At 64.8% G+C, this 24257-nt stretch carries 23 protein-coding genes and 1 pseudogene; 13 read left to right on the top strand and 11 right to left on the bottom strand.

Translation table 11 applies throughout. The features are described from left to right. Window positions 1-3: 3 nt before the first annotated feature. Together mdh and zapE are read right to left on the bottom strand one after the other, a co-directional pair. Window positions 4-972: a malate dehydrogenase gene (gene mdh, locus IVA98_RS32830; protein WP_247300001.1), complete on the bottom strand. Its 969-nt coding sequence runs from the start codon at window positions 970-972 to the stop codon at window positions 4-6. Window positions 973-1236: 264 nt separating this feature from the next. Continuing rightward, entirely contained in the window at window positions 1237-2421 is a 1185-nt protein-coding gene (gene zapE / locus IVA98_RS32825) for a cell division protein ZapE (RefSeq protein WP_247299999.1), read from the bottom strand. A 184-nt stretch (window positions 2422-2605) separates the two neighbouring features. Between zapE and IVA98_RS32820 the strand changes: the two genes are divergently transcribed. Then, window positions 2606-2860 carry a type II toxin-antitoxin system VapB family antitoxin gene (locus tag IVA98_RS32820; protein WP_247299997.1) on the top strand — a complete coding sequence of 85 codons (255 nt, stop codon included), beginning with the start codon at window positions 2606-2608 and terminating at the stop codon, window positions 2858-2860. Next, window positions 2860-3264: a type II toxin-antitoxin system VapC family toxin gene (locus IVA98_RS32815; RefSeq protein ID WP_247332643.1), complete on the top strand. Its 405-nt coding sequence runs from the start codon at window positions 2860-2862 to the stop codon at window positions 3262-3264. The genes IVA98_RS32820 and IVA98_RS32815 overlap by 1 nt, the downstream gene beginning before the upstream one ends. A 31-nt stretch (window positions 3265-3295) precedes the next feature. Here the strand turns inward: IVA98_RS32815 and thpR are convergent, their stop codons facing one another. Beyond that, entirely contained in the window at window positions 3296-3832 is a 537-nt protein-coding gene (thpR, locus tag IVA98_RS32810; protein ID WP_091893084.1) for an RNA 2',3'-cyclic phosphodiesterase, read from the bottom strand. Between the two features lie 174 nt (window positions 3833-4006). After that, the gene (locus IVA98_RS32805) at window positions 4007-4642 is read right to left on the bottom strand and encodes an arylesterase (protein WP_247332652.1); all 636 of its coding nucleotides are present in this window, start codon (window positions 4640-4642) and stop codon (window positions 4007-4009) included. 55 nt (window positions 4643-4697) lie between these two features. Here IVA98_RS32805 and IVA98_RS32800 point away from each other — a divergent pair, with 55 nt between their 5' ends. The 4 genes from IVA98_RS32800 (at window position 4698) to IVA98_RS32785 (ending at window position 9909) form a co-directional block, all read left to right on the top strand. Then, window positions 4698-5420, top strand: coding sequence for an ABC transporter ATP-binding protein (locus IVA98_RS32800; protein ID WP_247299993.1), 723 nt, complete (start codon window positions 4698-4700; stop codon window positions 5418-5420). Continuing rightward, entirely contained in the window at window positions 5417-7987 is a 2571-nt protein-coding gene (locus tag IVA98_RS32795; RefSeq protein ID WP_247299991.1) for an ABC transporter permease, read from the top strand. Before IVA98_RS32800 ends, IVA98_RS32795 begins: the two co-directional genes overlap by 4 nt. Before the next feature lie 269 nt (window positions 7988-8256). Then, on the top strand, window positions 8257-9048 hold the full coding sequence (locus IVA98_RS32790) for a Bax inhibitor-1/YccA family protein (RefSeq protein ID WP_247281250.1): 792 nt from the start codon (window positions 8257-8259) through the stop codon (window positions 9046-9048). Between the two features lie 330 nt (window positions 9049-9378). Next, window positions 9379-9909, top strand: coding sequence for a GNAT family N-acetyltransferase (locus tag IVA98_RS32785; protein ID WP_247299989.1), 531 nt, complete (start codon window positions 9379-9381; stop codon window positions 9907-9909). 34 nt (window positions 9910-9943) lie between these two features. Here IVA98_RS32785 and IVA98_RS32780 read toward each other — a convergent pair whose 3' ends face one another. From IVA98_RS32780 to acnA, 3 genes are all read right to left on the bottom strand, one after another. After that, window positions 9944-10315: a DUF2794 domain-containing protein gene (locus IVA98_RS32780; protein ID WP_247299988.1), complete on the bottom strand. Its 372-nt coding sequence runs from the start codon at window positions 10313-10315 to the stop codon at window positions 9944-9946. Window positions 10316-10912: 597 nt separating this feature from the next. After that, window positions 10913-11689: a DUF1223 domain-containing protein gene (locus tag IVA98_RS32775; RefSeq protein WP_247299986.1), complete on the bottom strand. Its 777-nt coding sequence runs from the start codon at window positions 11687-11689 to the stop codon at window positions 10913-10915. Window positions 11690-11921: 232 nt separating this feature from the next. Further along, window positions 11922-14642 carry an aconitate hydratase AcnA gene (acnA, locus tag IVA98_RS32770; RefSeq protein ID WP_247356439.1) on the bottom strand — a complete coding sequence of 907 codons (2721 nt, stop codon included), beginning with the start codon at window positions 14640-14642 and terminating at the stop codon, window positions 11922-11924. 240 nt (window positions 14643-14882) lie between these two features. Between acnA and ccmA the strand changes: the two genes are divergently transcribed. The 5 genes from ccmA to IVA98_RS32745 all read left to right on the top strand — a co-directional run bounded on the left by ccmA (window position 14883) and on the right by IVA98_RS32745 (window position 18066). Beyond that, window positions 14883-15485 (top strand): heme ABC exporter ATP-binding protein CcmA, encoded by a 603-nt coding sequence (gene ccmA, locus IVA98_RS32765; RefSeq protein ID WP_247299982.1) that lies wholly within the window; start codon window positions 14883-14885, stop codon window positions 15483-15485. 253 nt (window positions 15486-15738) lie between these two features. Further along, the gene (gene ccmB / locus IVA98_RS32760) at window positions 15739-16407 is read left to right on the top strand and encodes a heme exporter protein CcmB (RefSeq protein ID WP_063685042.1); all 669 of its coding nucleotides are present in this window, start codon (window positions 15739-15741) and stop codon (window positions 16405-16407) included. A 92-nt stretch (window positions 16408-16499) separates the two neighbouring features. Continuing rightward, window positions 16500-17291 (top strand): heme ABC transporter permease, encoded by a 792-nt coding sequence (locus IVA98_RS32755; protein WP_247299980.1) that lies wholly within the window; start codon window positions 16500-16502, stop codon window positions 17289-17291. Continuing rightward, a complete protein-coding gene (gene ccmD, locus IVA98_RS32750; RefSeq protein WP_247299978.1) occupies window positions 17288-17473 on the top strand; it encodes a heme exporter protein CcmD in 186 nt (61 codons plus the stop codon). The genes IVA98_RS32755 and ccmD overlap by 4 nt, the downstream gene beginning before the upstream one ends. Continuing rightward, entirely contained in the window at window positions 17470-18066 is a 597-nt protein-coding gene (locus tag IVA98_RS32745; protein ID WP_247299976.1) for a DsbE family thiol:disulfide interchange protein, read from the top strand. Before ccmD ends, IVA98_RS32745 begins: the two co-directional genes overlap by 4 nt. A 156-nt stretch (window positions 18067-18222) precedes the next feature. Here IVA98_RS32745 and IVA98_RS32740 read toward each other — a convergent pair whose 3' ends face one another. Continuing rightward, entirely contained in the window at window positions 18223-18825 is a 603-nt protein-coding gene (locus IVA98_RS32740; protein ID WP_247299974.1) for a septation protein A, read from the bottom strand. A gap of 2 nt (window positions 18826-18827) precedes the next feature. After that, window positions 18828-19772, bottom strand: coding sequence for a signal recognition particle-docking protein FtsY (gene ftsY / locus IVA98_RS32735; RefSeq protein WP_247299972.1), 945 nt, complete (start codon window positions 19770-19772; stop codon window positions 18828-18830). A gap of 47 nt (window positions 19773-19819) precedes the next feature. On the opposite strand from ftsY, the gene IVA98_RS32730 reads away from it, so the two are divergent. Then, window positions 19820-20521: an RluA family pseudouridine synthase gene (locus tag IVA98_RS32730; protein WP_247299970.1), complete on the top strand. Its 702-nt coding sequence runs from the start codon at window positions 19820-19822 to the stop codon at window positions 20519-20521. 226 nt (window positions 20522-20747) lie between these two features. Continuing rightward, window positions 20748-21856, top strand: a pseudogene (locus tag IVA98_RS32725) (DUF2336 domain-containing protein). A 197-nt stretch (window positions 21857-22053) separates the two neighbouring features. Here the strand turns inward: IVA98_RS32725 and mtaB are convergent. Both mtaB and dapF read right to left on the bottom strand, forming a co-directional pair. Next, window positions 22054-23307 (bottom strand): tRNA (N(6)-L-threonylcarbamoyladenosine(37)-C(2))-methylthiotransferase MtaB, encoded by a 1254-nt coding sequence (gene mtaB / locus IVA98_RS32720; RefSeq protein WP_247299966.1) that lies wholly within the window; start codon window positions 23305-23307, stop codon window positions 22054-22056. Continuing rightward, window positions 23307-24182: a diaminopimelate epimerase gene (dapF, locus tag IVA98_RS32715; protein WP_247299964.1), complete on the bottom strand. Its 876-nt coding sequence runs from the start codon at window positions 24180-24182 to the stop codon at window positions 23307-23309. The genes mtaB and dapF overlap by 1 nt, the downstream gene beginning before the upstream one ends. Window positions 24183-24257 lie beyond the last annotated feature (75 nt).

The following is a 24257-nucleotide window of genomic DNA, read 5'->3' as shown; positions in this document are numbered from 1 at the left end:
CGCTTAGCGGCCGAGAAGATCGGGGGCGATCTTCTTGCAGGCGTCGACCAGGCCCTGCACCGCGCCGACCGACTTGTCGAAGGCCTCGCGGTCCTTGCCGGCGAGCTCGATCTCGACCACGCGCTCGACGCCCTTGGAGCCGATCACGACGGGCACGCCGACATACATGTCCTTCACACTGTACTCGCCGTTCAGGTAGGCGGCGCAGGGCAGCACACGCTTCTTGTCCTTCAGATAGCTCTCGGCCATGGCGATCGCGGACGCCGCCGGCGCGTAGAAGGCCGAACCGGTCTTGAGCAGATTGACGATCTCGGCACCGCCGTTGCGAGTGCGGTCGACGATCTCGTCGAGACGCGCCTGCGAGGTCCAGCCCATCTTGACGAGGTCGGGCAGCGGGATGCCGGCGACGGTGGAGTACTTCACCAGCGGCACCATGGTGTCGCCATGGCCGCCGAGCACGAAGGCGGTGACGTCCTCGACGGAGACGTTGAACTCGTCGGCCAGGAAGTAGCGGAAGCGCGCCGAATCCAGCACGCCGGCCATGCCGACGACCTTCTTGTGCGGCAAGCCCGAGGCCTTCTGCAGCGCCCAGACCATCGCGTCGAGCGGGTTGGTGATGCAGATGACGAAGGCGTCGGGGGCGTACTTCTTGATGCCGGCGCCGACCTGCTCCATGACCTTGAGGTTGATGGAGAGGAGGTCGTCGCGGCTCATGCCGGGCTTGCGCGGCACGCCGGCGGTGACGATGCAGACCTTTGCGTTGTCGAGCGCCTCGTAGGAGTTCGTACCGGTATAATGCGCATCAAAACCGTCGACCGGCGAGGACTGCGCGATGTCGAGCGCCTTGCCCTGCGGCACACCCTCGGCGATGTCGAACATCACGACGTCGCCCAGTTCTTTCAGGCCGATGAGGTGAGCCAGCGTTCCGCCGATCTGACCGGAGCCAATCAAAGCAATCTTGTCGCGCGCCATGTGAGCCTGTCCTTTAGACACGTAAGGAGGGAAAACTGAGACGGGTGGTTATCCCTTTCGCCTCCCCCGTTCAAGTCGGTGGATGCCCAATTGTCGGGCTTGCCGCGATTCCGGCCAGCAGCCTCTAAGCCGTCATTCCGGGGCGCCTGCGCCATTGCGCGGGCGAACCCGGAATCTCGAAATTTGTAGCGCGAGATTCCGGGTTCACGCTGGCGCGCGCCCCGGAATGACCGGAGGATAGAAATAGGACTATAAAAATAGGACTTAAGTCTCTACCAGACCCTTGGTCGAGCCGCTGGCGGTGGAATCCTTGCGGCCGTGAGGCAACGCCAGATAGGATTCCGAGCTCATCTCGATCAGGCGTGACGCGGTCCGCTTGAACTCGTTGGCCTCGTTGCCTTCGGTCGCAAGGTACAGCGCGATCGGGTTGGCATCGGCCGAGGCCATCAGCTTCACCGCATTGTCATAGAGCGTGTCGATCAGCGTGATGAAGCGCTTGGCGGCGTTGCGCTGAGAGACGTCCATCACTGGAATATGGTCGACCAGGATGGTGTGATAGTCCTGCGCCAGCCTGAGGTAGTCCGATGCCCCAAGCGGCTTCTCGCAGAGATCGGCGAACGAGAACCGCGCGACGCCATGGGCCGAGCACGGCACGTGCAGGATGCGTCCCTTGATCGAGATGTCGCGCGGCTTGCATCTGGCGCCGCCGCTCATCTTCGACCAGGCGCGGTCGAGCGCAGCATCCGCATCGGCATCTGCCGGTGTCAGCCACATCGGCACGCCCTGAAGCTTCTCCAGGCGGAAATCGGTGCGCGCGTCGAGCCGCGCAACGTCCATGTGATCGGTGATCTGCTTGATGAAGGGCAGGAACAGCGACCGGTTCAGGCCGCCCTTGTAGAGATCGTCGGGCGCGACGTTCGAGGTCGCGACCACGACGGTGCCGAGCTCGAACAATTTTGCGAACAGACGGCCGAGGATCATGGCGTCGGCGATGTCGGTGACGTGGAATTCGTCGAAGCAGAGCAGCCAGCTCTCCTCGAAGATCGCACTCGCGGTCAGCGCGATGACGTCGCCGTCGGCGATCTCGCCGCGCGCGATGCTCTGGCGATAATCGTAGATGCGCTCATGCGCCTCCGCCATGAACTCGTGGAAATGCGCGCGGCGCTTGTGCTCGACCGAGGAATGCTGAAAGAACAGATCCATCAGCATGGTCTTGCCGCGGCCGACCTCGCCATGGATGTAGAGTCCGCGCGGCGCCTCGTCCTTGTCGCTGCTGAACAGGCGGCTGAGCAGACCCTGCTTGCGCGCGGGCTTGTAAGCCGCGAGCCGTTGGTCGAGCGCTGCATAGGCTTCCGCGATTTCGGCCTGCGCGGCATCAGGCTCGATCGCGCCGGAGGCGATCTGGGCTTGATAGGCTTCGCGGAATGAGGAACTGGGGGGCGAGAGCATGGCCCTTTCCGCCAGAGAAGGACGGAAATTGCAACTGCGTATTGCCGCAACGGCTCATGCATTTCCTTCTTTGGCGCAGAGAGCAGTTGCCCGCCCCACGGTCACCGATCGACCCGTCGCAAAGCTCCAATCTTGCCTTCCGTCGAGGTAGAATGTACCTATTCAGGAACCAAGGAACCTCGACATGGCCCTCAGCATCAAGGACCCCGAAACGGAGCAATTGGCGCGGAGTCTCGCGCAATTGACCGGCGAGAACATCACGACCGCGACCAAGCGCGCGATCGAGGAGCGCCTCCGCCGGCTCGGCGGCCAAACTCGCAAGCACGCGCTGCTGGAAGACATGGCGGAGATCAGGCGGCGCTGGCGCGAGATGCGAGTCTTGGACGACCGCACACCTGAGGACATTCTCGGCTACGACGAGCATGGATTGCCACGCTGATGGTAATCGACACATCGGCGATCGTGGCAATCGCACTCGATGAACCCGATGCAGCAGAGATCGAGCAGCAGATCGCAGATGATCCGGTCCGGCTGGTCTCTACCGCAACTGTGCTCGAAACCATGATGGTGATCGAAACGCGGCTGGGTGACGCTGGCGGTCGCGAGTTCGACCTTTGGCTGCTCAAGATCGGCGCCGAGATCGTGCCTGTCGACGCAGAACAAACCGATGCGGCGCGGCGTGCCTGGCGGCGCTACGGAAAGGGGCGTCACGCTGCAGCGCTGAACTATGGTGATTGCTTTTCCTACGCGCTCGCGGTGACCCGCAGCGAGCCGCTACTGTTCAAGGGCGAGGACTTCGCGAAGACCGACGTCGCCCGAGCGGGCGTAGTGCCGCTGCGATAGTGTAATTCCTACGCGCGAACCTCTATCCGACCTACGCACACAGCTCGTAGGCGTCCTCGACGACATACGGGCCGCCGCCGGTGGAGGCGCGGGATGAGAAGAGAACAAAACGCTCAGCCATGAACGCCTTGCTCGGGAAGTAGCCGCGCAGCGAGAGATAGTCGGCAACGTCGCGATCGGAGGCATCGTGCAGCCGGGCCAGCGTGACATGCGGGATGAACTTGCGGCCTTCAGGGTCGAGACCGATCCGCTGCATCATCCGTTCGAGCTCGGCCTGCAATTCCATCAGCGGCTTGCTCGGCGCGATCGTCGCAACGACTGCCCGCGGTTTGCGGCCGCCAAAACTCGTGAGGCCCTGCACCTTCACCTCGAACGGCTTGCGGTCGACGCGAAACAGCATCGAGGCGATCTCGTTGGCGGAGACACCGTCGATATCGCCGATGAAGCGCAAGGTGACGTGATAATTTTCGGGATCGATCCAGCGGGCGCCGGGAAGGCCGCCCCTCAAGTTGGAAAGCGACTGGCCGATCTCGGCCGGAATTTCCAGACCCGTGAACAAACGCGGCATCGTTTCGCACTCCCGATGCTTGGGTACAGCCCTCAAGGCAAGGACGGTATCCAAATTAGAGCCGGCGACGAATCACCGGTACCCTGATTCCTATCGCAGTTGTGTGACTCTGCGAAGCTTGGCCAACCTCACCCCGGTAAAACCCTGGGAATTACGGTTAGCATTGCCTGCTTTTCAACGCCGTTGCTCAGCGATCGTGCCAATGAATGCCTCCACCGTAGGCATGATCCTGTCGACGATGATGTCGACGCCGCCCGCGGTCGGATGGATGCCGTCGGCTTGGTTGAGCTTGGCGTCGGCGGCGACGGCGTCGAGAAAGAACGGATAGAGCGGCACGTCGAATTTCTTCGCCAGATCCGGATAAATCGAATTGAAGCGCGCGGCATAATCGGCGCCGTAATTAGGCGGCGCCAGCATGCCGCACAGCATCACCGCGATCTTGCGTGCCTTGAGCCGCTGGATGATGTCGCTGAGCGCGGCGCGCGTCAAATCCGGATCGATGCCCCGCAACGCGTCGTTGGCGCCGAGTTCGACGATGACGCCCTCGGTTCCTTCAGGCACCGACCAGTCCAGCCGATCGCGGCCGCCGGAGGAGGTGTCGCCGGACACCCCGGCATTGACCATGTCGACACTTATGCCTTTGGCCTGTAAGGCTTTTTGGAGTTTCGTCGGGAATGCCTCCTGGGCCGGAAGTCCGAGACCAGCGCTCAAGGAATCGCCCAGCACGACGAGCTTGATCGGCTTCTGCCCCTCGGCCGAAGCCGTCGTGACCACCGTCATCAAAGCGAGCACCAACACGGCTATGTGCATGAACAATCCGTAACGCCTCTCGACCGCGCCAGCGGAGTTGCCATATGACCGGACCATGGACACTCGCATCGAAACCTCTTCGCTCGCCGGCACCGCGCCGGACACCATCGCCATCTCCAACGTCAATCTCTCATTGGGCACGGGTGCGGCACGCGTTCACATCCTCAAGGATATCAGCCTGCGTGTGGGCCGCAGCGAAACGATCGGCCTGATCGGCCCGTCAGGCTCGGGCAAATCCACGCTGCTGATGGTGATGGCGGGGCTGGAGCGTCCTGATAGCGGAGAGGTGGTGGTCAATGGTACGCCTTTCAATGCCCTCGACGAGGACGCGCTGGCCCGCTTCCGCGGCCGCCAGGTCGGCATCGTCTTCCAATCCTTCCATCTGATCCCGACCATGACGGCGCTGGAGAACGTTGCGGTGCCGCTCGAGCTCGCCGGCAATCCGGACGCCGCCAGGCGTGCGGCGCAGGAGCTGCAATCGGTCGGGCTCGGCGATCGATTGCATCATTATCCGACGCAGCTTTCCGGCGGCGAGCAGCAGCGCGTTGCGCTCGCGCGCGCGCTGGCGCCCGATCCCGCCATTCTCGTCGCCGACGAGCCGACCGGCAATCTGGATGAGACCACCGGACAGCAGATCGTCGATCTCCTGTTCAGCAAGCATGCCGACCGCGGCATGACGCTGGTGCTGGTCACGCACGATTCCTCGCTCGCGCACCGCTGCGATCGCGTGATCCGCCTGCGCTCCGGGCGCATCGACACGCAGACTGCGCCGGCATGAGCACGGCTGCCGAACCGTTGGCGAGGCCTCATGGCATCGCGCTCTCGCTGCGCTACGCACTGCGCGAATTGCGCGGCGGCCTGCGCGGCTTCTACGTCTTCATCGCCTGCATCGCGCTCGGCGTGATGGCGATCGCCGGCGTCGGCTCGGTCTCGGCGAGCCTCTCCGACGGTCTTGCCCGCGAAGGCCGCACCCTGCTCGGCGGCGACGTTTCGTTCGTGCTGTTCCAGCGCGCGGCCAAGCCGGAAGAAGTCGCCTTCCTGCGCTCGCGCGGCACCGTGTCGACCGCCGCGACCTTGCGCGGCATGGCGCGCTCGACTGACGGCAAGCTGGCGCTGGTCGAGATGAAGGCGGTCGACGACAGCTATCCGATGCTCGGCCAGCTGAAACTTGCGCCGCCGCTGCCGATGTCCGAGCTGCTGGCGATGCGCGACGGCGCGTTCGGCGCTGCCGCCGATCCGACGCTGCTGGCGCGGCTGTCGCTCAAGACCGGCGACCGCGTCACCATCGGCTCGGCGACGTTCGAGATCCGCAGCACCGTTGAGGCGGAGCCGGACAAGCTCGCCGGCGGCATCGGCTTCGGCCCGCGCTTCCTGATCAGCGAGGCGGGCCTGCACGCCACCGGCCTGATCCAGCCGGGCAGCCTGGTTCGCTGGGTCTACCGGGTGAAGCTGCCTGACGCCGCCAACAGCGAACGCGCCACTGAGACTTTCATCACCGACGCGCGCAATGCCGCGCCGCAGGCCGGCTGGGAGATCCGCAGCCGCTCCAACGCCTCGCCGCAGCTCGAGCGCAACATCAATCGTTTCACCCAATTCCTAACGCTGGTCGGGCTCGCCGCGCTGCTGGTCGGCGGCGTCGGGGTTGCCAATGCCGTGAAGAGTCATGTCGACCGGAAACTCGAGGTGATCGCGGCCTTCAAGGCCGTCGGCGCCACGGGCCGCGACGTGTTCGGCATCTATCTCGCGCAGGTGATCCTGCTCGCTGCGATCGGCTCGGCGATCGGCCTTGCGCTCGGCGCCGCGATGCCCTTCGCCATCGTCGGCCTGTTCGGCAAGCTGTTGCCGCTGCCGGTGGTGCCGGCCGTGCATGCCGACGAGCTCGCGTTGTCCTTCGTCTATGGCCTGCTCACCGCGCTGGCCTTCGGCCTCTGGCCGCTCGGCCGCGTCCACGACGTGCCCGTGGCCGCGCTGTTCCGCGACACCATCAGCTCCGAATGGCACCGGCCGCGCCTGGGCTACCTCGTGTTCATGGGCGTCGTGATCGTCCTGCTCGTTGCCGTCGTGATCGGTCTGTCATTCGACAAGCGCATCGCCGCGGTGTTCGTGGCGTCCTCCGTCGTCGTGTTCGCCCTGCTGCGCGGCATCGCCGCCCTGCTGATGGCGATCGCTCGGCGGCTGCCGCGAACGCAGCTGCCGATGCTGCGGCTCGCGATCGCCAACATCCACCGGCCGGGCGCGCTGACGCCGTCCGTCGTGCTGTCGCTGGGGCTAGGGCTCGCCGTGCTTGTCACCATCACCCAGATCGACGGCAATCTGCGTCGGCAGTTTCTGGCCGCGCTCCCCGATCAGGCGCCATCGTTCTTCTTCATCGACATCCCGAGCGCGCAAGCCGAGCAGTTCGACGGTTATCTGCGGCAGATCGCTCCCGGCGCCAAGGTCGAGGACGTGCCGATGCTACGCGGCCGCATCGTCGGCGCGCGCGGGTTGCGCGCCGAGGAGCTCAAGCCCTCCACCGATTCCGAATGGGTGCTGCAGAGCGACCGTGGCCTGACCTACACCGGCGAGTTGCCAAAGGGTTCCAAGGTGGTCGAGGGCGAATGGTGGAGCGCCGACTATTCCGGCCCGCCGCTGGTCTCGATGGAAAAGAAGATCGCTGACGGTCTTGGCCTCAAGCTCGGCGACGAGGTCGTGGTCAACGTGCTCGGCCGCGATATCCCGGCTAAAATCGGCAATTTGCGCACCATCGACTGGCAGGGGCTCGGTATCAACTTCGTCCTTGTGTTCTCGCCCAACGCCTTCAAGGGCGCGCCGCATACCCATATCGCCACGTTGACCGAAGCCGGCGGCAATGCTGCGGGCGACGGCCAGATCATCAAGCAGGTGGCGGATGCCTATCCGATGGTGACCAGCGTGCGCGTGCGCGAGGTGATGGAGACGGTCGGCTCGGTGGTGACCAACCTGGCGCTGGCGATCCGCGGCGCCAGCGCCGTGACCCTGATCTCGGCGATCCTGGTGCTCGGCGGGGCGCTCGCCGCGGGTCATCGCCACCGGGTCTATGATGCGGTGATCCTGAAGACGCTGGGCGCGACGCGGCTGCGGCTGCTCGGCGCCTATGCACTCGAATACCTCCTGATCGGGCTCGCCACCGCCTTGTTCGGCGTGATCGCCGGCAGCATCGCGGCCTGGATGATCGTGACGCGGCTGATGACGCTGAGTTTCGTCTGGCAGGCCGGCAGTGCGGCCGGCGTGGTCGTAGCCGCGCTCGTCGTCACGGTCGGGCTCGGGCTCGCCGGCACGTTGCTGGCATTGAACAAAAAGCCCGCGACGGTGTTGCGGAATTTGTGACAAAAGGTAGCGGCTGACCGCGCGGGAGCGGAATCGCACGATTCCTGCGGTTAACCACGTCCTCCCGTCAGGATTGTGGCCGAGGGCGACATTCGGCCGCGCGTGGACGGTTGCAGTGAATGTGTTAGTTTCCCACATATCGAGTGGGTTCGGAGCCCCGATTGTGAGCCAGAATTTAGTCGGCTGGCATCGGTATCCGAGATAGAACTGACGAACCGGCGGCATGGCGACCCTCGTGCCGGACCGGACCAACCAACGGGAATTCGACCATGTCGGACCTAGACCGTAACTACGCTTCTCCTTTCGGCAGGGCCGCCGGGCGTGTTGACGCCGCGACGGTCGATGCCGGCCTGCGCGCCTATATGCTGCGCATCTACAATTACATGAGCATTGGCCTGGCCATCACGGGCCTGGCGGCGCTCGGCGTCTACATGGCCGCCGTGACGGACGTCCCGACGCCGGAAGCCGTCCGCGTCGGCAAGCTGTTCCTGACGCCGTTCGGCTACGCGATGTTCGTGAGCCCCCTGAAGTGGCTGTTCATGCTGGCGCCGCTCGCGATGGTGTTCGTGATCTCGGCGGGCATCAACCGTCTGGCACCCTCGACCGCCCAGATCCTGTTCTGGGTATTCTCGGCGCTGATGGGCATCTCGCTGTCGTCGATCTTCCTGGTGTTCACGCACACCTCGATCGTGCGGGTGTTCTTCATCACCGCGGCCACCTTCGGTGCGCTGAGCCTCTACGGCTACACCACCAAGCGTGACCTGACTGGCATGGGCTCGTTCCTGTTCATGGGCCTGATCGGCATCGTCATCGCGAGCCTGGTCAACCTGTTCCTGGCGAGTTCGATGCTGCAGTTCATTGTCTCGGTGGTCGGCGTGCTGGTGTTTGCGGGCCTCACCGCCTGGGATACCCAGCGGCTGAAGAACGACTACATCTACGGCTACGCCTCGGCCGGCGGTGACATCGCGGAGCGTGCGGCCATCACCGGCGCGCTGTCGCTGTACCTGAACTTCATCAACCTGTTCACGCTGCTGTTGCAGCTCCTCGGCCAGCGCGATTAAGCGATAGGCTGAGAGAACGACATCAGCCCCGGCCGAAAGGCCGGGGTTTTTGTTTGGGGCATGATGTCGCCACATACCCGGTGTCATCGCCCGCCAATGGTCTCGCCTTCGGCGAGCCCGATGACGGGCTCCGGCGGGCGATCCAGCATTCCAAAGCGTTCGTGAGAAGCCGAGGGGCCGCGGCGTACTGGATGCCCCGCCCCCGTGCGCAATTGGCACTAGGCGGGGCATGACAGCACGGAGAAGATGGAGACTGCTGCGCCTGCATGACGGCTGGGAAGCAGCCCTGCCCTCTTCCAGCGGCCGCGGGAAGGCTCTAATCTTGCCGCCATGTCCGCACCCGAAATCAGGCCCACGCTCGAGGCCGATCTTCCCGCCATCACCGCCATTTACCAGCAGGCCGTCCGCGAGGGCACCGCGACGTTCGAGCTGGAGCCGCCCGATCTTGCCGAGATGACGCGCCGCTATCGCGCGCTGATCGACGGCGGCTATCCCTATTTCGTCGCGATCCTTGATCGTCGCGTCGCCGGCTATGCCTATGCCGGTGCCTACCGGCCGCGGCCGGCCTACCGCTTCACGGTGGAGAATTCGATCTATCTCGATCCCTCCTTCCAGCGCCGCGGTGTCGGCTCTCTGCTGCTGGAGCGGTTGATCATCGAATGCGAGGCGCGCGGCTTCCGGCAGATGATCGCGGTGATCGGCGATTCCGCCAATGCCGGCTCGATTGGCGTTCACGCCAAGAGCGGCTTCGAGATGATCGGCACGCATCCCAATGTCGGGCTGAAATTCGGCCGCTGGCTCGATACGGTGATGATGCAGCGCGCCCTCGGCGAGGGCGCAAGCACGGTGCCGGGAAAGTAGGCGCGTTGCGCCTTTGTCGTCCACCCGACGCCGCCTACACCACCGCCAGCTTGCGATCGATCACCAGCAGCACACGCTCGAGCTCGTGACCGCGGCGCAGGATCAGGCCGGTCGCCGAGATCACGCTGTACATGCCCTGCTTGCGCGCGAGCCGCGGGTCCTTCTCGATGCGATAGATCGGCACTTCCGAGGCGCGGCGATAGACCGAGAACACGGCGCGGTCCTTCAGGAAGTCGATGGCGTAGTCGCGCCACTCGCCGTCGGCGACCATGCGGCCATAGAGATTGAGGATCCGGTGCAGTTCGAGGCGGTTGAACGTCACCCGGTTCGGCTGCGTCGTCACAGCGGCGGGGCGCGCCGCCGCGCGCTGCTCGCTCGGATCGGCATCCTCCGACATCAGACTCATGGGAAGCGCCTCCTGATCGCGCGACATGACCCCGCGTCCCCGAAGACCGTCCCGGGAACTGCGCTCATGACAATTGCATGATCGCGCCAACCGTACCGGGCCGCAAGAGGCTCCCTAGCTCAACCAATGGAATCGATTGCGAATCCGAACACACGCAGCGGTGGAACTCCGTCGCGGCAAACCGTCACGGGATCGTTAGCAGGAATCATAGTATCGCCGCTTTTCCGCCTAGCGACTGCCGCCCTGCATTGCGAAAACACTTACGTGCGTTGACCCGGTCCTTCGGTTCCGGATTCCTCAGCCCCCAGCCCCCCGGGGTCGACAGGATCGGGTCTGTACGCACGGCAAGGAGGGCCAACGCAAGTTGGTCCTTTTTTGTTTGTGTCGGGATGTTTCCGATCCTGCGAACTTGTCTCTGATCCGCACTATGATCCGCACAAAGGCTGTCTCTCCTCATCCTGAGGGCCGCGCTCTTGCGCGGCGTCTTGAAGGATGGAGGCCCCATTGCATCAGCGGGGGGCCTTTCATGGTTCGAGATGCCGCGCAAGGGCGCGCTCCTCACCATGAGGATTGAAAGCAGAGTACGACGCCAAAGAATCAGTGCAGCGACGTGTACGCCGCGCCCAGCATCGGGCCCGGCTTCTCTCGGCTGCCATCCTGGACATAGACCACCGCGCCGTCGACGCCATCGCGCGTGAGATTCTCGATCGGCACCGTCCAGCTTTCCGGACGGCCGGTCCAGTCGCCGACCTTCAGCAGGTTGCGCACGACGTTGTGATAGGTGACCTGCTGTCCGCGATTTTCGCCGCGGGTGATCGTGATGGGCACCGACTTGGCGATCGAGCAGATCCAGACCTCGCCATGCGAGACCGTGGGCTCGTTGCTCCCGGCCACCGAGACGTTGATCTGCTTGCCCGCAAGCGACATCGTCACCGGCACGCTCATCACCCCCGTGCCCCTGTCGGTCTTGCCGATCGCATTCTCGATGCCGGTGCGATCGCTGCCGATGACATGGGTCGAGCCATTGACGACGACCTGCGGCGTGTAGACCTCACGGTCGCCGCGCACGCGCGAGTAAGCACGCTGCCGTGCAGAGAAGCGTGAATCCGCCAGCGTGTCCTTCCAGCCGAGATAATCCCAATAGTCGATCGGCATGCTCAACGCGATGACCGAGGGATCTTTGGAGAGATCGCCGATGATCTTGTCGGCGGGCGGACAGGACGAGCAGCCCTGCGAGGTAAACAATTCGACAACGGCGCGGGGATCAGCCTCGGCGGGGCGGATGACGGCGACGATCGCACAGATGCCGAGAGCACCCGACCAGAGGGCACTGGACCAACGTGAAATCGGATGAGAAGCCGTCATTGTTGTCATGTCTAACGCCGCACACCATTGCTTGTGAGAGGGAATCTTATCGCCTGATGGTCACCGTAGTCTTACGGGGCGCGGCACATTCGTCCTTCCAGGCAACCGTCCAGGAGGAGGTTTTCCACCGGCCGGGCCCATCCGAAACGTGCCGCAAACGCGCGAAGGCGGCCTTTTGATAGGCCGCCTTCGTTCAGGCTTCTACTCACTTCGCAGTGAGCCATCGTTCACAAATCCGCGCTTACGCCGCAAGCTTGCGCAGCACGTAGTGCAGAATGCCGCCGTTGCGGTAGTAGTCGAGCTCGTCCAGCGTATCGATGCGGCAAAGCAGCGAAACGCGCTGCAATGAACCGTCGCCGGAGACGATCTCCGCGGTCAGCTTCTGGCGCGGCTTGAGGTCGCCGACGAGGCCGCGCAGCGTGACCTTCTCGTCGCCCTTGAGACCCAGCGACTGCCAGGAGGTGCCCTCCTCGAAGGTCAGCGGCAGCACGCCCATGCCGACCAGGTTCGAGCGGTGGATGCGCTCGAAGCTCTGGCAAATCACGGCGCGAACACCGAGCAGGCGCGTGCCCTTTGCGGCCCAGTCGCGGGAGGAGCCGTTGCCATATTCGGCGCCGGCGAACACTACCAGCGGCACCTTCTCTTCCTGGTACTTCATCGCGGCGTCGTAGATCGACATCTGCTCGCCGTCGGGCCAGTGCTTGGTCAGACCGCCTTCCGGAATGTTGCCGTCGGCGCCCTTCAGCATGAAGTTCTTGATGCGGATGTTGGCGAAGGTGCCGCGCATCATGACTTCGTGGTTACCGCGGCGCGTGCCGTACTGGTTGAAGTCGGCAGGGCGCACCTGGTGCTCGCTGAGATATTTGCCCGCGGGCGAGGTGAGCTTGATCGAGCCGGCCGGCGAGATGTGGTCGGTGGTGATCTTGTCGCCGAACATGGCGAGGATGCGCGCCTCGACGATGTCGGTGACCGGCTCCGGCTCCTTCTTCATGCCGTCGAAATATGGCGGGTTCTGCACATAGGTCGAACTCATGTTCCAGCGATAGGTCTCGCTCTCGACCGTCTTGATCTTGCGCCAGTTGGTGTCGCCCTTGAACACGTCGGCATACTTCTTCTTGAAGATCGACGCGGTCACGAACTTCTTCATGAAGGCGTTGATTTCTTTCGTCGTCGGCCAGATGTCCTTCAGATATACCGGCTTGCCGTCCTTGCCCTCGCCGAGCGGCTCGGTGGCGAGGTTCTTGGTCACGCTGCCCGCGAGCGCGTAGGCGACGACCAACGGCGGCGAAGCCAGATAGTTCGCCTGCACGTCCGGCGAGACGCGGCCCTCGAAATTGCGGTTGCCGGAGAGCACGGCGGCCGCGACGATGCCGTTGTCGTTGATCGACTTTGAGATCTCCTCCGGCAGCGGACCGGAATTGCCGATGCAGGTGGTGCAGCCGAAGCCGACCAGGTTGAAGCCGACCTTGTCGAGGTCAGCCTGAAGGCCGGAATTGGCGAGATATTCCGCGACCACCTGGCTGCCCGGGGCAAGCGAGGTCTTCACCCACGGCTTCGCCTTGAGGCCCTTCGCTGCCGCATTGCGCGCGAGCAGGCCGGCCCCGATTAGCACGCTCGGATTCGAGGTGTTGGTGCACGAGGTGATCGCGGCGATCACGACGTCGCCATGGCCGAGATCGAAGTTCTTGCCTTCGACGGGGAAGCGCTTCGCAGGCTCCTCGCCCTTCTTGTACTCGCTGCTGAGCGCGAGCGAAAAGCCTTCCGCGACCGTGGGCAGCGCAATGCGGCCCTCGGGGCGCTTCGGGCCGGCCAGCGACGGCACGACGTCGCCGAGGTCGAGCGTCAGCGTTTCCGTGAACACCGGGTCGGGCGACTTGGCGGTGCGGAAGAGCCCTTGCGCCTTGGCATAGGCCTGCACCAGCGCAACGCGCGCCGCGGCCCGGCCGGAGGTCTTGAGATAATCGAGCGCGGCGGCGTCGACCGGGAAGAAGCCGCAGGTCGCGCCATACTCAGGGGCCATGTTGGCGATGGTCGCCTTGTCGGCGACGGAGAGATGGTCGAGACCGGGGCCGAAGAACTCGACGAACTTGCCGACGACGCCGAGCTTGCGCAGCATCTGCGTCACGCTCAGCACGAGGTCGGTCGCGGTGACGCCCTCCTTCAGCGCGCCCTTCAGCTTGAAGCCGACGACGTTGGGCAGCAGCATCGACAGCGGCTGGCCGAGCATGCAGGCTTCCGCCTCGATGCCGCCGACGCCCCAGCCGAGCACGGCCAGGCCGTTGACCATGGTGGTGTGGGAATCGGTACCGACCAGCGAGTCGGGATAAGCGACCTCGAAGGTGCCGGACTTCTTGCCGACCGTCATCTTTTCCTTCTTGGTCCAGACCGTCTGGGCCAGATATTCGAGATTGACCTGGTGGCAGATGCCGGTGCCGGGCGGCACGACGGAGAAGTTCGAGAACGCCTTCTGGCCCCACTTCAGGAACTCATAGCGCTCCTGATTCTGCTTGTATTCCTCGGTGACGTTCTTGCCGAAAGCCTTGTTGTCGCCGAAGAAGTTCACGATCACGGAATGGTCGATGACGAGATCGACCGGGACCAGCGGATTGATCTTCTCCGGCTCGCCGCCGAGCTTTTGCATCGCGTTGCGCATCGCGGCGAGATCGACCACCGCGGGCACGCCGGTGAAGTCCTGCATCAGGACGCGCGCCGGGCGGAATGCGATCTCATGCTCCAGCGACTTCTTGCGCAGCCATTTCGAGACGGCGACGATGTCTTCTTTCTTGACCGAGCGGCCGTCCTCGTTGCGCAGCAGGTTCTCGAGCAGGACCTTCATCGAATAGGGAAGTTTCGAAATTCCCTTCAGACCATTCTTCTCGGCTGTGGGCAGGCTGTAATAGACATAGGTCTTGGCGCCGACCTTGAGGGTCTTTTTGCATTTGAAGCTGTCGAGCGAGGTCATGTAGGAATCCCAATTGCTAGTTATACCCGGCAGGGTATTTTAACACCGTCAGCGTATCAGGCTGGGCCGCTTGCAGGGGCAGGTTGAGTTGCTGCATCAAGTAGTTCCGGGCTTATAGAAGCTTTCTAACCGCGCCGCCACAGCCACAATCGTGCCGCAGCAATTCGCGAGCCAAAAATTCCCATGCGCTACCCCAAGATTTCCTGAGGCCCGGCTTTGAGCGGGTTGAAACGAAGCGAAATGCGGCTTTCCGGTAGCGGGCTCAGATGCGTGAGGGGCGGACGCGAGGTGTTCGCCAGCCTCGATTTTGCGGCCGGCTCGGGCGAAGCCCTGGCGGTCGTCGGCCGCAACGGATCGGGCAAAACTTCGCTGCTGCGGCTGATCGCCGGCCTGCTCATTCCGGCCGGCGGGACGATCGCGCTGGACGGGGGCGATGGCGAGCTGACGCTGCCGGAGCAGTGCCATTATCTCGGCCATCGCGATGCCCTGAAGCCGGCGCTGAGCGTGGCGGAAAATCTGGCATTCTGGGCTGATTTTCTCGGCGGCGAGCGCTGCGATGCCGCCGAGAGCCTCATCAAGGTCGGCCTCGATCACGCCGCCCACCTGCCGGCCGCCTTCCTCTCCGCCGGCCAGCGCCGCCGGCTGTCACTGGCCCGGCTGCTGACCGTGCGCCGCCCGGTCTGGCTGCTGGACGAGCCGACCAACGCGCTGGACCTCGCTGGCCAGGAGATGTTCGGCGGCTTGATGCGCGAGCACCTGTCGCGCGGCGGCTTGATCATCGCAGCCACCCACGCCCCGCTGGGGATCGACTCGCGAGAGCTGCGGATCGGGGGTATGGCGTGATCGGACCTGACCCTCAGCTTTCCGAGCGGCTGGGCACGGCTCTCTCCATTCCCTCCCCCCTCTTGCCGCGGGCTCCCTCGCCTCCCCCGCTTGCGGGAGAGGCCGGCGCGCAGCGCCGGGTGAGGGTTCTCTCCTCTGGGGGAGTCTTCGTTGTCGAGACACCCTCTCCCCGACCTTCCCCCGCAAGCGGGGGAGGGAGCGCAGCGTCCCTGTGGCGCGAGATGCGAGCTCGCAGCGCCGAAAGGGCCACCCCATGACCGCCCTTGCCGCGCTCATCCGCCGGGACATCCGGATCGCGCTTCGCGTCGGGGGTGGGGCATTGATTGGCGTGCTGTTCTTCCTCACTGTGGTGGTGCTGATGCCGTTCGCGGTGGGCCCGGACCTGGCGCTGCTGTCGCGGCTCGGGCCGGCCATCCTGTGGCTCGGTGCGCTGCTGGCGAGCCTGCTCACGCTGGACCGCCTGTTCATGGCCGATCACGAGGACGGCTCGCTCGACCTGATCACGATGAGCCGGACGCCGCTGGAACTGGCCTGCGCTGCGAAAGCGCTGGCGCACTGGCTGGCCGCCGGCCTGCCGCTGATTGTCGCAACCCCGGTGCTCGGCCTCTTGCTCAATCTCGACATGGTCGCAACCGGCGCGGTGGCGCTGACACTGCTGGCAGGCACCCCGGCGCTCACCTTCACCGGCATGATCGGCGCGGCGCTGGCGGTGACGCTGCACCGCGGCGGGCTTTTGATGGCCGTGCTGGTGCTGCCGCTGTCGATTCCGGTGCTGATTTTCGGGGTCGCGGCCTCGCAGGCGGTGATCGTCGGCCCCATGACGTTCGGCGCGCCGTTCTCGATCCTATGCGCACTGTCGCTGGTCAGCCTCGTCGTCGGCCCCTTCGCGGCGGCGGCGAGCCTGCGGCATGGACTCGACTGAGATGGGCTCGCCTGACCTCGACCCGGATGAACTCTCGCGACGCACTTTCGTGCTGATTGCCTGAGCGCTCCCGGATCATTATCACAATAACCATGACGCTGATCGACCTCGCCAATCCCACGCGGTTCCTCGCGCTAACAGCCCGCCTGTTGCCGTGGCTTGCGGGTGCGACCGTCATCCTGCTCGCCATCGGCCTGTACCAATCAGCGCTTGCGCCCGACGATTATCAGCAGGGCGCGACGGTAAAGATCATGTTCATCCACGTGCCCAATGCCTGGCTCTCGATGTTGGTGTGGGGTGTCATGAGCATCGCCTCGCTGGGCACGTTGGTATGGCGGCATCCGCTCGCCGATGTCGCCGCCAAAGCGGCAGCGCCGATCGGCGCCGCCTTCACCTTCCTCGCGCTGCTCACGGGCTCGCTGTGGGGACGGCCGATGTGGGGCACCTATTGGGAATGGGACGCGCGGCTGACATCGGTGCTGATCCTGTTCCTGATGTATCTCGGCCTGATGGCGCTGTGGCGCGCGGTCGACGATCCCTCGCGCGCTGCACGCGCCGCGGCGGTGCTGACGCTGGTCGGCGCCATCAACCTGCCCATCATCAAGTTTTCCGTCGACTGGTGGAACACGCTGCATCAGCCGGCCTCGGTGATGCGCATCGGCGGCTCGGCACTCGACAAATCGTTCCTGATCCCGCTGCTGGTGATGGCGATCGCCTTCACGCTGCTGTTCGTCACGTTGCACTTAGCTGCGATGCGCAACGAGATCCTGCGCCGCCGTGTCCGCTCCCTGCAGATGATGCAGGCGAGTCGCGTCGCGTTTTCGAGCGAGTTAAGCGCCGGTTCGCGTGAAGAAAACGCGTCAAAAGAAGCTGGAGCCGCGTGATGATAACGCTCGGTCCTTACGCGTCGTTCATCGTGATGTCCTATGCCGCAGCGGCCCTCGTGGTCATGCTCCTGATCGGCTGGGTGATGCTCGACTACCGCAGCCAGACCGCGCGCCTGCGCGAACTCGATCGCAGCGGCTTTACCCGCCGCTCCGGCCGCAGTGCGACGGACAGATCATGAGCGATCCATCGAGCCAGGCGACGCCGCAGCGCCGCACCTTCCTAATGGTGCTGCCGCTGATCGCCTTCATCGCGCTGGCCCTGCTGTTCTGGTTTCGGCTCGGCAGCGGCGATCCCTCGCGGATTCCGTCCGCGCTGATCGGGCGGCCTGCGCCGCAAACCCTGCTGCCGCCGCTCGAAGGATTGCAGGCTGACAATGCGCCGGTGCCGGGGCTCGATCCCGCCGCGTTCAAGGGCAAGGTCAGTCTCGTCAACGTCTGGGCGTCCTGGTGCGTGCCCTGCCATGATGAGGCGCCGCTGCTGACCGAGCTCGCCAAGGACAAGCGCTTCCAGCTCGTCGGCATCAACTACAAGGATGCGGCCGACAATGCGCGGCGCTTCCTCGGGCGCTACGGCAACCCGTTCGGCCGCGTCGGCGTGGACGCCAACGGTCGCGCCTCGATCGAATGGGGCGTCTATGGCGTGCCGGAGACCTTCGTCGTCGGCCCCGAGGGCACCATCGTCTACAAGCTGGTTGGACCGATCACGCCGGACAATCTACGCACCGTGTTATTGCCGCAGCTGGAGAAGGCGTTGAAGGCGGCGGGAAGCTAATTTAGCTCCGCTCTCGCGACACACTCAACTGTCATCGCCCGACTCGATCGGGCGATCCAGTATTCCGGAGACGTCAGTAGTATACGAAGAGGCCGCGGCGTACCGGAGTCTCCGCTTCGCGGGGAATGACAGCGATACGTGGGGCGACGTTTCGCCCTACCCCTTGCTCACATCTCCGGCCTCGGCCTCGCTCGCTTCCAGCGACGCCGGCGCAAGGTGATAGCGCTTGGTCAGCGGCAATTGGGCGACGGCGAAGATCATGGTCAGCGTCGTCACGCCGAAGACCTTGAAGTTCACCCAGAAATCCGTGCTCTGGGTGCGCCAGATGATCTCGTTCAGCACCGCCATGCCGGCAAAGAACAGCGCCCAGCGCAGCGTGAGGATGCGCCAGCCGTGCGGCGTCAGATTGAACACCTGATCGAACATCACGGCAATGAAGGAGCGGCCGAACAGCAGGCCGCCGCCGAGGATCGCGGCGAACAGGCCGTAGATGATGGTCGGCTTGACCTTGATGAAGGTCTCATCGTGTAGCACCAGGGTCAGCGTGCCGAACACCAGCACGATCACGGCCGTCACGATCGCCATGATCGGAATGTGCCGCGTCACCACATAGGAGGCGGCCATCGCCGCCACGATCGCCACCATGAAGGCGCCGGTCGCGGCGAACAGGTTGAACCTGGCATTGACGAAGAAGAACACGAGCAGCGGACCGAGCTCGGTCGCAAGCTTGAACAACGGATGTGGCTGGGTCTTGTCCATTCTCAACTTTCGATTCCGGCGATCGCGCGGGCGAAATCGCGCGCGGTGAAGGGCGCGAGATCATCGACGCCTTCGCCGACGCCGATGAAATGCACCGGCAGCTTGAATTTTTCCGCCAGCGCCACCAGGATGCCGCCGCGCGCGGTGCCGTCGAGCTTGGTCATCACGAGGCCGGTGACCCCGGCGGTGCGATGAAAGGCCTCGACCTGCGACAGCGCGTTCTGGCCGACGGTGGCATCCAGCACCAGCAGCACCGCATGCGGCGCGGTGGCATCCACCTTGCGGATGACGCGCACGACCTTCTCGAGCTCGTTCATCAGTTCGGCCTTGTTCTGAAGCCGGCCCGCGGTGTCGATCAAGAGGATGTCGGCGCTCTGCTCCCTTGCTGCCGTCAGCGCGCTGAAGGCAAGGCTCGCGGAATCCGAGCCTTGCGCGCCGGCGATGACCGGCGTCTTGGTGCGCTCGCCCCAGACCTTGAGCTGCTCGATCGCCGCCGCGCGAAAGGTGTCGCCGGCAGCCAGCATCACCTTGCGGCCTTCGGAGGCGAATTTTTGCGACAGCTTGCCGATGGTGGTGGTCTTGCCGGAGCCGTTGACGCCGACCACGAGGATGACGAACGGCTTCTTGCCCGCATCGATCTCGAGCGGCTTCGCCACCGGCGCGAGCACCTTCTCGACCTCGGTGGCGACCACGTCCTTGACCTCGTCCGCCGAGATCGCCTTGTCGTAGCGCCCCGTGCCGACGGCATCGGCGATCCGCACTGCGACTTGCGTGCCGAGATCGGCGCGCAGCAGCACGTCCTCGATGTCGTCGAGCATGGCGCGATCGAGCTTGCGCTTGGTGACGAGGTCGGCGACCGCGGTCCCGAGCGAGGACGAGGTGCGCTTCAGCCCGTCGGACAGGCGGCGCCACCAGCTCAGCTTGGGGGTCTCGGAGGTATCGTTCATGGTGGGGGTGTGTTAGCCGTTCCGACGATTAAACGAAAGTCTTGCAATTGCTCGATGTTCCCGAATTGACCGCTGATGAGATCTTGGCCCGCGTGCTCCATCGCGACGGCTTGATGCTGGTCATCGACAAGCCGGCCGGCCTGCCAGTGCATCGCGGCCCCAAGGGCGGGGCGAACCTCGAAGCCTCCTTCGACGCGCTCCGCTTCGGCCTGCCGCGGCCGCCAGTGCTGGCTCACCGGCTCGACAAGGACACCTCAGGCTGTCTCGTGCTCGGCCGCCATCGCAAAGCAACCGCTTCGCTCGGCCTGCTGTTCAAGCACGGCAAGATCGGCAAGACATACTGGACCGTGGTCGAGGGCGGCCCTGATGAAGATGAAGGCACCATCGACATGCCGCTCGGCCGCCTCAATGCCGAGCGCGGCTGGTGGCAGAAGCCGGATCCCGAAGGGCAGAAGGCGATCACCAATTGGAAGGTGATGGGCCGGGGCGCGGGCCTCGCCTGGCTCGCCATGGAACCGGTGACCGGCCGGACCCACCAATTGCGGGTGCATTCGGCCGCGACCGGCTGGCCGATCGTCGGCGATAACATTTACGGCAACGGCCCGCGCTTCGGCGAGCCGCGCCTGCACCTGCATTCCCGTGAGATCGTGGTGCCGATCTCCCGGAACAAGGAGCCGATCCGCGTCGTGGCGCCGGCCCCGCCCCACATGCACGAGCGCCTCCGCGCCTGCGGATGGAACGGGGACTAGCCCGGCAGCCAGCGCCTCATGGTGAGGAGGCGCGTCAGCGCCGTCTCGAACCATGAAAGGCCCGTGCTGTTGCAGTTGAGCCTCGATCCTTCGAGACGCCCGCTTTGCGGGCTCCTCAGGATGAAGGGCGACAAGCCCATGGTTTACGAAACGTTCAGCGCTCGCCTCTAATGATAGCGGTTGCTTAGAACAAGCTTCTGTAACCGCTCAGGACGAGCAGCGCGTGATGTCCAAGGCCGAGCTATCGATCATCGACGAGGTCGAATCCGCGATACGGATGGGCTCGCCGGAAAAAGGGCTGGAGACGGCCCGGCGCGTCACGGACCTGTTCCTGTGTTCCGCCGGCAGCTTTGACGACGAGCAGATCGCGCTGTTTGACGACGTGCTCGAGCGCCTGATCGGCACCATCGAGCTGCGCGCCGTCGCCGACATCGGCGCCCGAATTGCGCTCGCCGAGATAAGCGCGCAACTCGCGCCGATCGCGCAGGCGCCGCCATCCGTGATCCGCCGCCTCGCCAGCAATGACGGGATCCGTATCGCCGGACCCGTGCTCCAGGAATCCGCGCGCCGCGACGATGGCGAGCTGGTGAAGATCGCATCATCCAAGGGCGAGCCGCATCTGCTCGCGGTCGCCGGCCGCTGGTGGCTGAGGGAGATCGTCACCGATGCGCTGCTGGCGCGGCGCTATCCCAGCGTCAGCCGGCGGCTCGCCGCCAATCCCGGCGCCCGCGTCTCCGGCAGCGGATTTGCCATCATCGTCGGACAGGCCGAAAGCGATCCGGAGCTCGCGGTCAGCGTCGGCGTCCGCGTCGATTTGCCGTCGGAGCTGCGCCGCCGATTGCTGCGTTCGGCGACGGATGCGGTGCGCACCCGCCTGTTGTCGCGTGCACCTCCGCATCTGTTCGAGGAAATCCAGAGCGCGATTGCCGCCGTCACCGTCGGCGTCGAGCGCGAGATGTCTGGCGTTCGCGATTTCGAAGGCGCCAAGCGGGCCATCGCAAATCTCAAGACGATCGGCCAGCTCAACGAAGCGACGCTGCTCGGCTTCGCCACGCAGCGGCGCTATGAGGAGACCGTCGCGGCCCTGGCGGCGCTGTCCGGATCGACCGTCGAGGTGATTCGCCCGCTGATGCAGAGCCTGCGCGACGATGGCCTGCTCGTGCCGTGCAAGGCCGCGCAGCTTAGCTGGAACACCACCGCCGCCGTGCTCGAAAGCCGTTTTGCGACGGGCGCGATGAAGCCGGCTGATCTTGCGCGCTCGCAGGGCCATTTGCGAGAATGACGACGGAGAATGCGCGGCGCACGCTGCGGTTCTGGCAGGTGCGGGCCTTGTAGGGCACACCGTGTACCATATCGGCGGTGTCATCACCCGCGAAGGCGGTGATCCAGTATTCCAGAGACGTTTGTGAGATACGGAGAAGCGGCGGCGCACTGGGCCGCCCGGCCCCGTCTCCGCTAGGCTACGCCGGGCCCGCAGCGGTGCTCGGCCGGCGAAGCTTTAGCGAAGACGGCAAGCCGGACGACGACACCGACTATGTGATCAGCCGCTCGCCATCGCTGCCAACGATCCTGAGCGGCACGACGCTGCCCACACGTTCGCCCGCAATCGCCACCGGCAGATAATGCTCCGTGCGTCCCTGGCCTTCGCTCTCGATCAGCACCTCGCGCGCGGCGCCGATCTCGGCTTGCAGTCGCTGCCGCAATGCCGCCGCACCGGCTGCACGCAGCCGCTTCGCACGTTCCTTGATCGCGCCCCCCGCAACCTGCGGCATTCGCGCGGCCGGCGTGCCGGGGCGTGGCGAGTAGGGAAAGACGTGCAGGAACGTCAAACCACATTCCCCGACGAGATCGAGCGAGCGCAAGAACATGTCCTCGGTCTCGGTCGGAAAGCCCGCGATGATGTCGGCGCCGAAAACGACGTCCGGCCGCAGGCGGCGCACCTGGTCGCAGAACGCGATCGCATCCTGGCGCGAATGCCGCCGCTTCATGCGCTTCAAGATCAGGTCGTCGCCGGATTGCAGCGACAGGTGCAGATGCGGCATCAGTCGCGCATCGTCGGCGATAGCATCGAGCAGATCGTCATCTGCCTCGATCGAATCGATCGAGGAGATGCGCAGGCGCCTCAAGTCCGGCACGTGCCGCAAAATCTGCTTGGTCAGCATGCCGAGCTTGGGCGCGCCCGGCAGGTCAGCGCCGTAGCTGGTGAGGTCGACGCCAGTCAGCACGATCTCGCCATGACCGCGCTCCACCAGCGCCCGCACCTGATCGACCACAGCGCCCATCGGCACCGAGCGCGAGTTGCCGCGGCCGAACGGGATGATGCAGAAGGTGCAGCGATGGTCGCAGCCGTTCTGCACCTGCACGAAGACGCGCGGCAGGCCGGCGGCAAAGCCGTCGATCAGATGCGGCGCCATCGCCTTCACTGCCATGATGTCGCCAACGGCAATCTTCTGGCTGGCACCGATGTCGAATGCATCGCGCGCATCGCGCCATGCGGACGAGCGCATCTTGTCGTCATTGCCGACGACGCGATCGACCTCGGCCATGTCGGCGAACATCGCGCTTTGCGTTTGCGCGGCGCAGCCGGTGACCACGATACGCGCACCGGGCCGCTCGCGCTTCAATTTGCGGATCGACTGGCGTGCCTGCGCCACCGCCTCGTTGGTGACGGCGCAGCTGTTGATGACGATGGTGTCGAAGAGGCCGGCACCTTCAGCCTCGCGGCGGATCACCTCGGCCTCGAAGGCGTTGAGGCGGCAGCCGAAGGTGACGATGTCGACGGCCATCAGCCGACCGGCGCGAACAGCGCCGGATCGAAATTGCCTTCATATTCGAAGGTCGCGGTGCCCGTCATCAGCACATGGTCGTCGCGCTCGCGCCATTCGATGGCGAGCTTGCCGCCGGGCAATGTGATCTCGACATTGCGATTGGCGCGCTTCAGCCGCGCCGCGGCGACAGCCGTGGCGCAGGCTGCCGAACCGCAGGCCCTGGTGAGGCCGGCGCCGCGCTCCCAGGTGCGAATCGTGATGTGGTCGCGATCAACGATGTGAGCAAGCGTAATATTGGCGCGCTCGGGGAAGATCGGATGGTTTTCGAGCAGAGGACCAAACCGCTCGAGATCATAGGCGTTGACGTCCTCGACCCAGAAGATTGCGTGCGGATTGCCCATGTTCACCACCGAAGGCGAATGCAGGATCGGATTGTCGATCGGCCCGATCTGCAACTCGATGTAGCGGGTGTCGCGAAACTCTTCCGCCAGCGGAATGTCCTGCCAGCCGAACTTCGGCGCGCCCATGTCGACGGTATAGAGGTCGGGCGCCGGGCCTTGCCAGCAATTGAGCAGGCCCGCAGCCGTCTCGAACGTCGCCGTGGTCTGTCCGCTCTTCTCGAAAATGCGGCGCACGACGCAGCGCATGCCGTTGCCGCAGGCACCGGCTTCGGAGCCGTCATTGTTGTAGATGCGGATGAAGGCCTCAGTGCCGTGCAGCCGCGGCTTCTGCAGCACCATGAGCTGGTCGTAAGCCACGCCGCCATTTGCGGACGCCACCGCCCGCGCGTCGTCCGGCGTGACCTTTGCTGTGGAATCGCGCATGTCGACAACGACGATCTCGTTGCCGATGCCGTTCATCTTGGCAAATGCGTGGTTGGCCAGCGCGCTCATGAAAATTCCCGAATTTCGCCCGTCTTATATGGCGATCCTTGCCGGCTTGGCCAGCGGTTTGCTGCGGAGCGCCCA

It is taken from the genome of Bradyrhizobium sp. 160 (genome assembly GCF_023073735.1).
In the GTDB taxonomy this organism is placed as follows: Bacteria; Pseudomonadota; Alphaproteobacteria; order Rhizobiales; family Xanthobacteraceae; genus Bradyrhizobium.
The sequence above is the reverse complement of the archived record's forward strand: the minus strand, read 5'-3'. Positions and strand labels throughout refer to the sequence as shown.

Excerpts from the sequence above, each read along its gene's own strand:
- mdh (WP_247300001.1), bottom strand. The coding sequence starts at position 972 with ATGGCGCGCGACAAGATTGCTTTGATTGGCTCCGGTCAGATCGGCGGA.
- zapE (WP_247299999.1), bottom strand. The coding sequence starts at position 2,421 with ATGCTCTCGCCCCCCAGTTCCTCATTCCGCGAAGCCTATCAAGCCCAG.
- IVA98_RS32820 (WP_247299997.1), top strand. The coding sequence starts at position 2,606 with ATGGCCCTCAGCATCAAGGACCCCGAAACGGAGCAATTGGCGCGGAGT.
- IVA98_RS32815 (WP_247332643.1), top strand. The coding sequence starts at position 2,860 with ATGGTAATCGACACATCGGCGATCGTGGCAATCGCACTCGATGAACCC.
- thpR (WP_091893084.1), bottom strand. The coding sequence starts at position 3,832 with ATGCCGCGTTTGTTCACGGGTCTGGAAATTCCGGCCGAGATCGGCCAG.
- IVA98_RS32805 (WP_247332652.1), bottom strand. The coding sequence starts at position 4,642 with ATGCACATAGCCGTGTTGGTGCTCGCTTTGATGACGGTGGTCACGACG.
- IVA98_RS32800 (WP_247299993.1), top strand. The coding sequence starts at position 4,698 with ATGGACACTCGCATCGAAACCTCTTCGCTCGCCGGCACCGCGCCGGAC.
- IVA98_RS32795 (WP_247299991.1), top strand. The coding sequence starts at position 5,417 with ATGAGCACGGCTGCCGAACCGTTGGCGAGGCCTCATGGCATCGCGCTC.
- IVA98_RS32790 (WP_247281250.1), top strand. The coding sequence starts at position 8,257 with ATGTCGGACCTAGACCGTAACTACGCTTCTCCTTTCGGCAGGGCCGCC.
- IVA98_RS32785 (WP_247299989.1), top strand. The coding sequence starts at position 9,379 with ATGTCCGCACCCGAAATCAGGCCCACGCTCGAGGCCGATCTTCCCGCC.
- IVA98_RS32780 (WP_247299988.1), bottom strand. The coding sequence starts at position 10,315 with ATGAGTCTGATGTCGGAGGATGCCGATCCGAGCGAGCAGCGCGCGGCG.
- IVA98_RS32775 (WP_247299986.1), bottom strand. The coding sequence starts at position 11,689 with ATGACAACAATGACGGCTTCTCATCCGATTTCACGTTGGTCCAGTGCC.
- acnA (WP_247356439.1), bottom strand. The coding sequence starts at position 14,642 with ATGACCTCGCTCGACAGCTTCAAATGCAAAAAGACCCTCAAGGTCGGC.
- ccmA (WP_247299982.1), top strand. The coding sequence starts at position 14,883 with ATGCGGCTTTCCGGTAGCGGGCTCAGATGCGTGAGGGGCGGACGCGAG.
- ccmB (WP_063685042.1), top strand. The coding sequence starts at position 15,739 with ATGACCGCCCTTGCCGCGCTCATCCGCCGGGACATCCGGATCGCGCTT.
- IVA98_RS32755 (WP_247299980.1), top strand. The coding sequence starts at position 16,500 with ATGACGCTGATCGACCTCGCCAATCCCACGCGGTTCCTCGCGCTAACA.
- IVA98_RS32745 (WP_247299976.1), top strand. The coding sequence starts at position 17,470 with ATGAGCGATCCATCGAGCCAGGCGACGCCGCAGCGCCGCACCTTCCTA.
- IVA98_RS32740 (WP_247299974.1), bottom strand. The coding sequence starts at position 18,825 with ATGGACAAGACCCAGCCACATCCGTTGTTCAAGCTTGCGACCGAGCTC.
- ftsY (WP_247299972.1), bottom strand. The coding sequence starts at position 19,772 with ATGAACGATACCTCCGAGACCCCCAAGCTGAGCTGGTGGCGCCGCCTG.
- mtaB (WP_247299966.1), bottom strand. The coding sequence starts at position 23,307 with ATGGCCGTCGACATCGTCACCTTCGGCTGCCGCCTCAACGCCTTCGAG.
- dapF (WP_247299964.1), bottom strand. The coding sequence starts at position 24,182 with ATGAGCGCGCTGGCCAACCACGCATTTGCCAAGATGAACGGCATCGGC.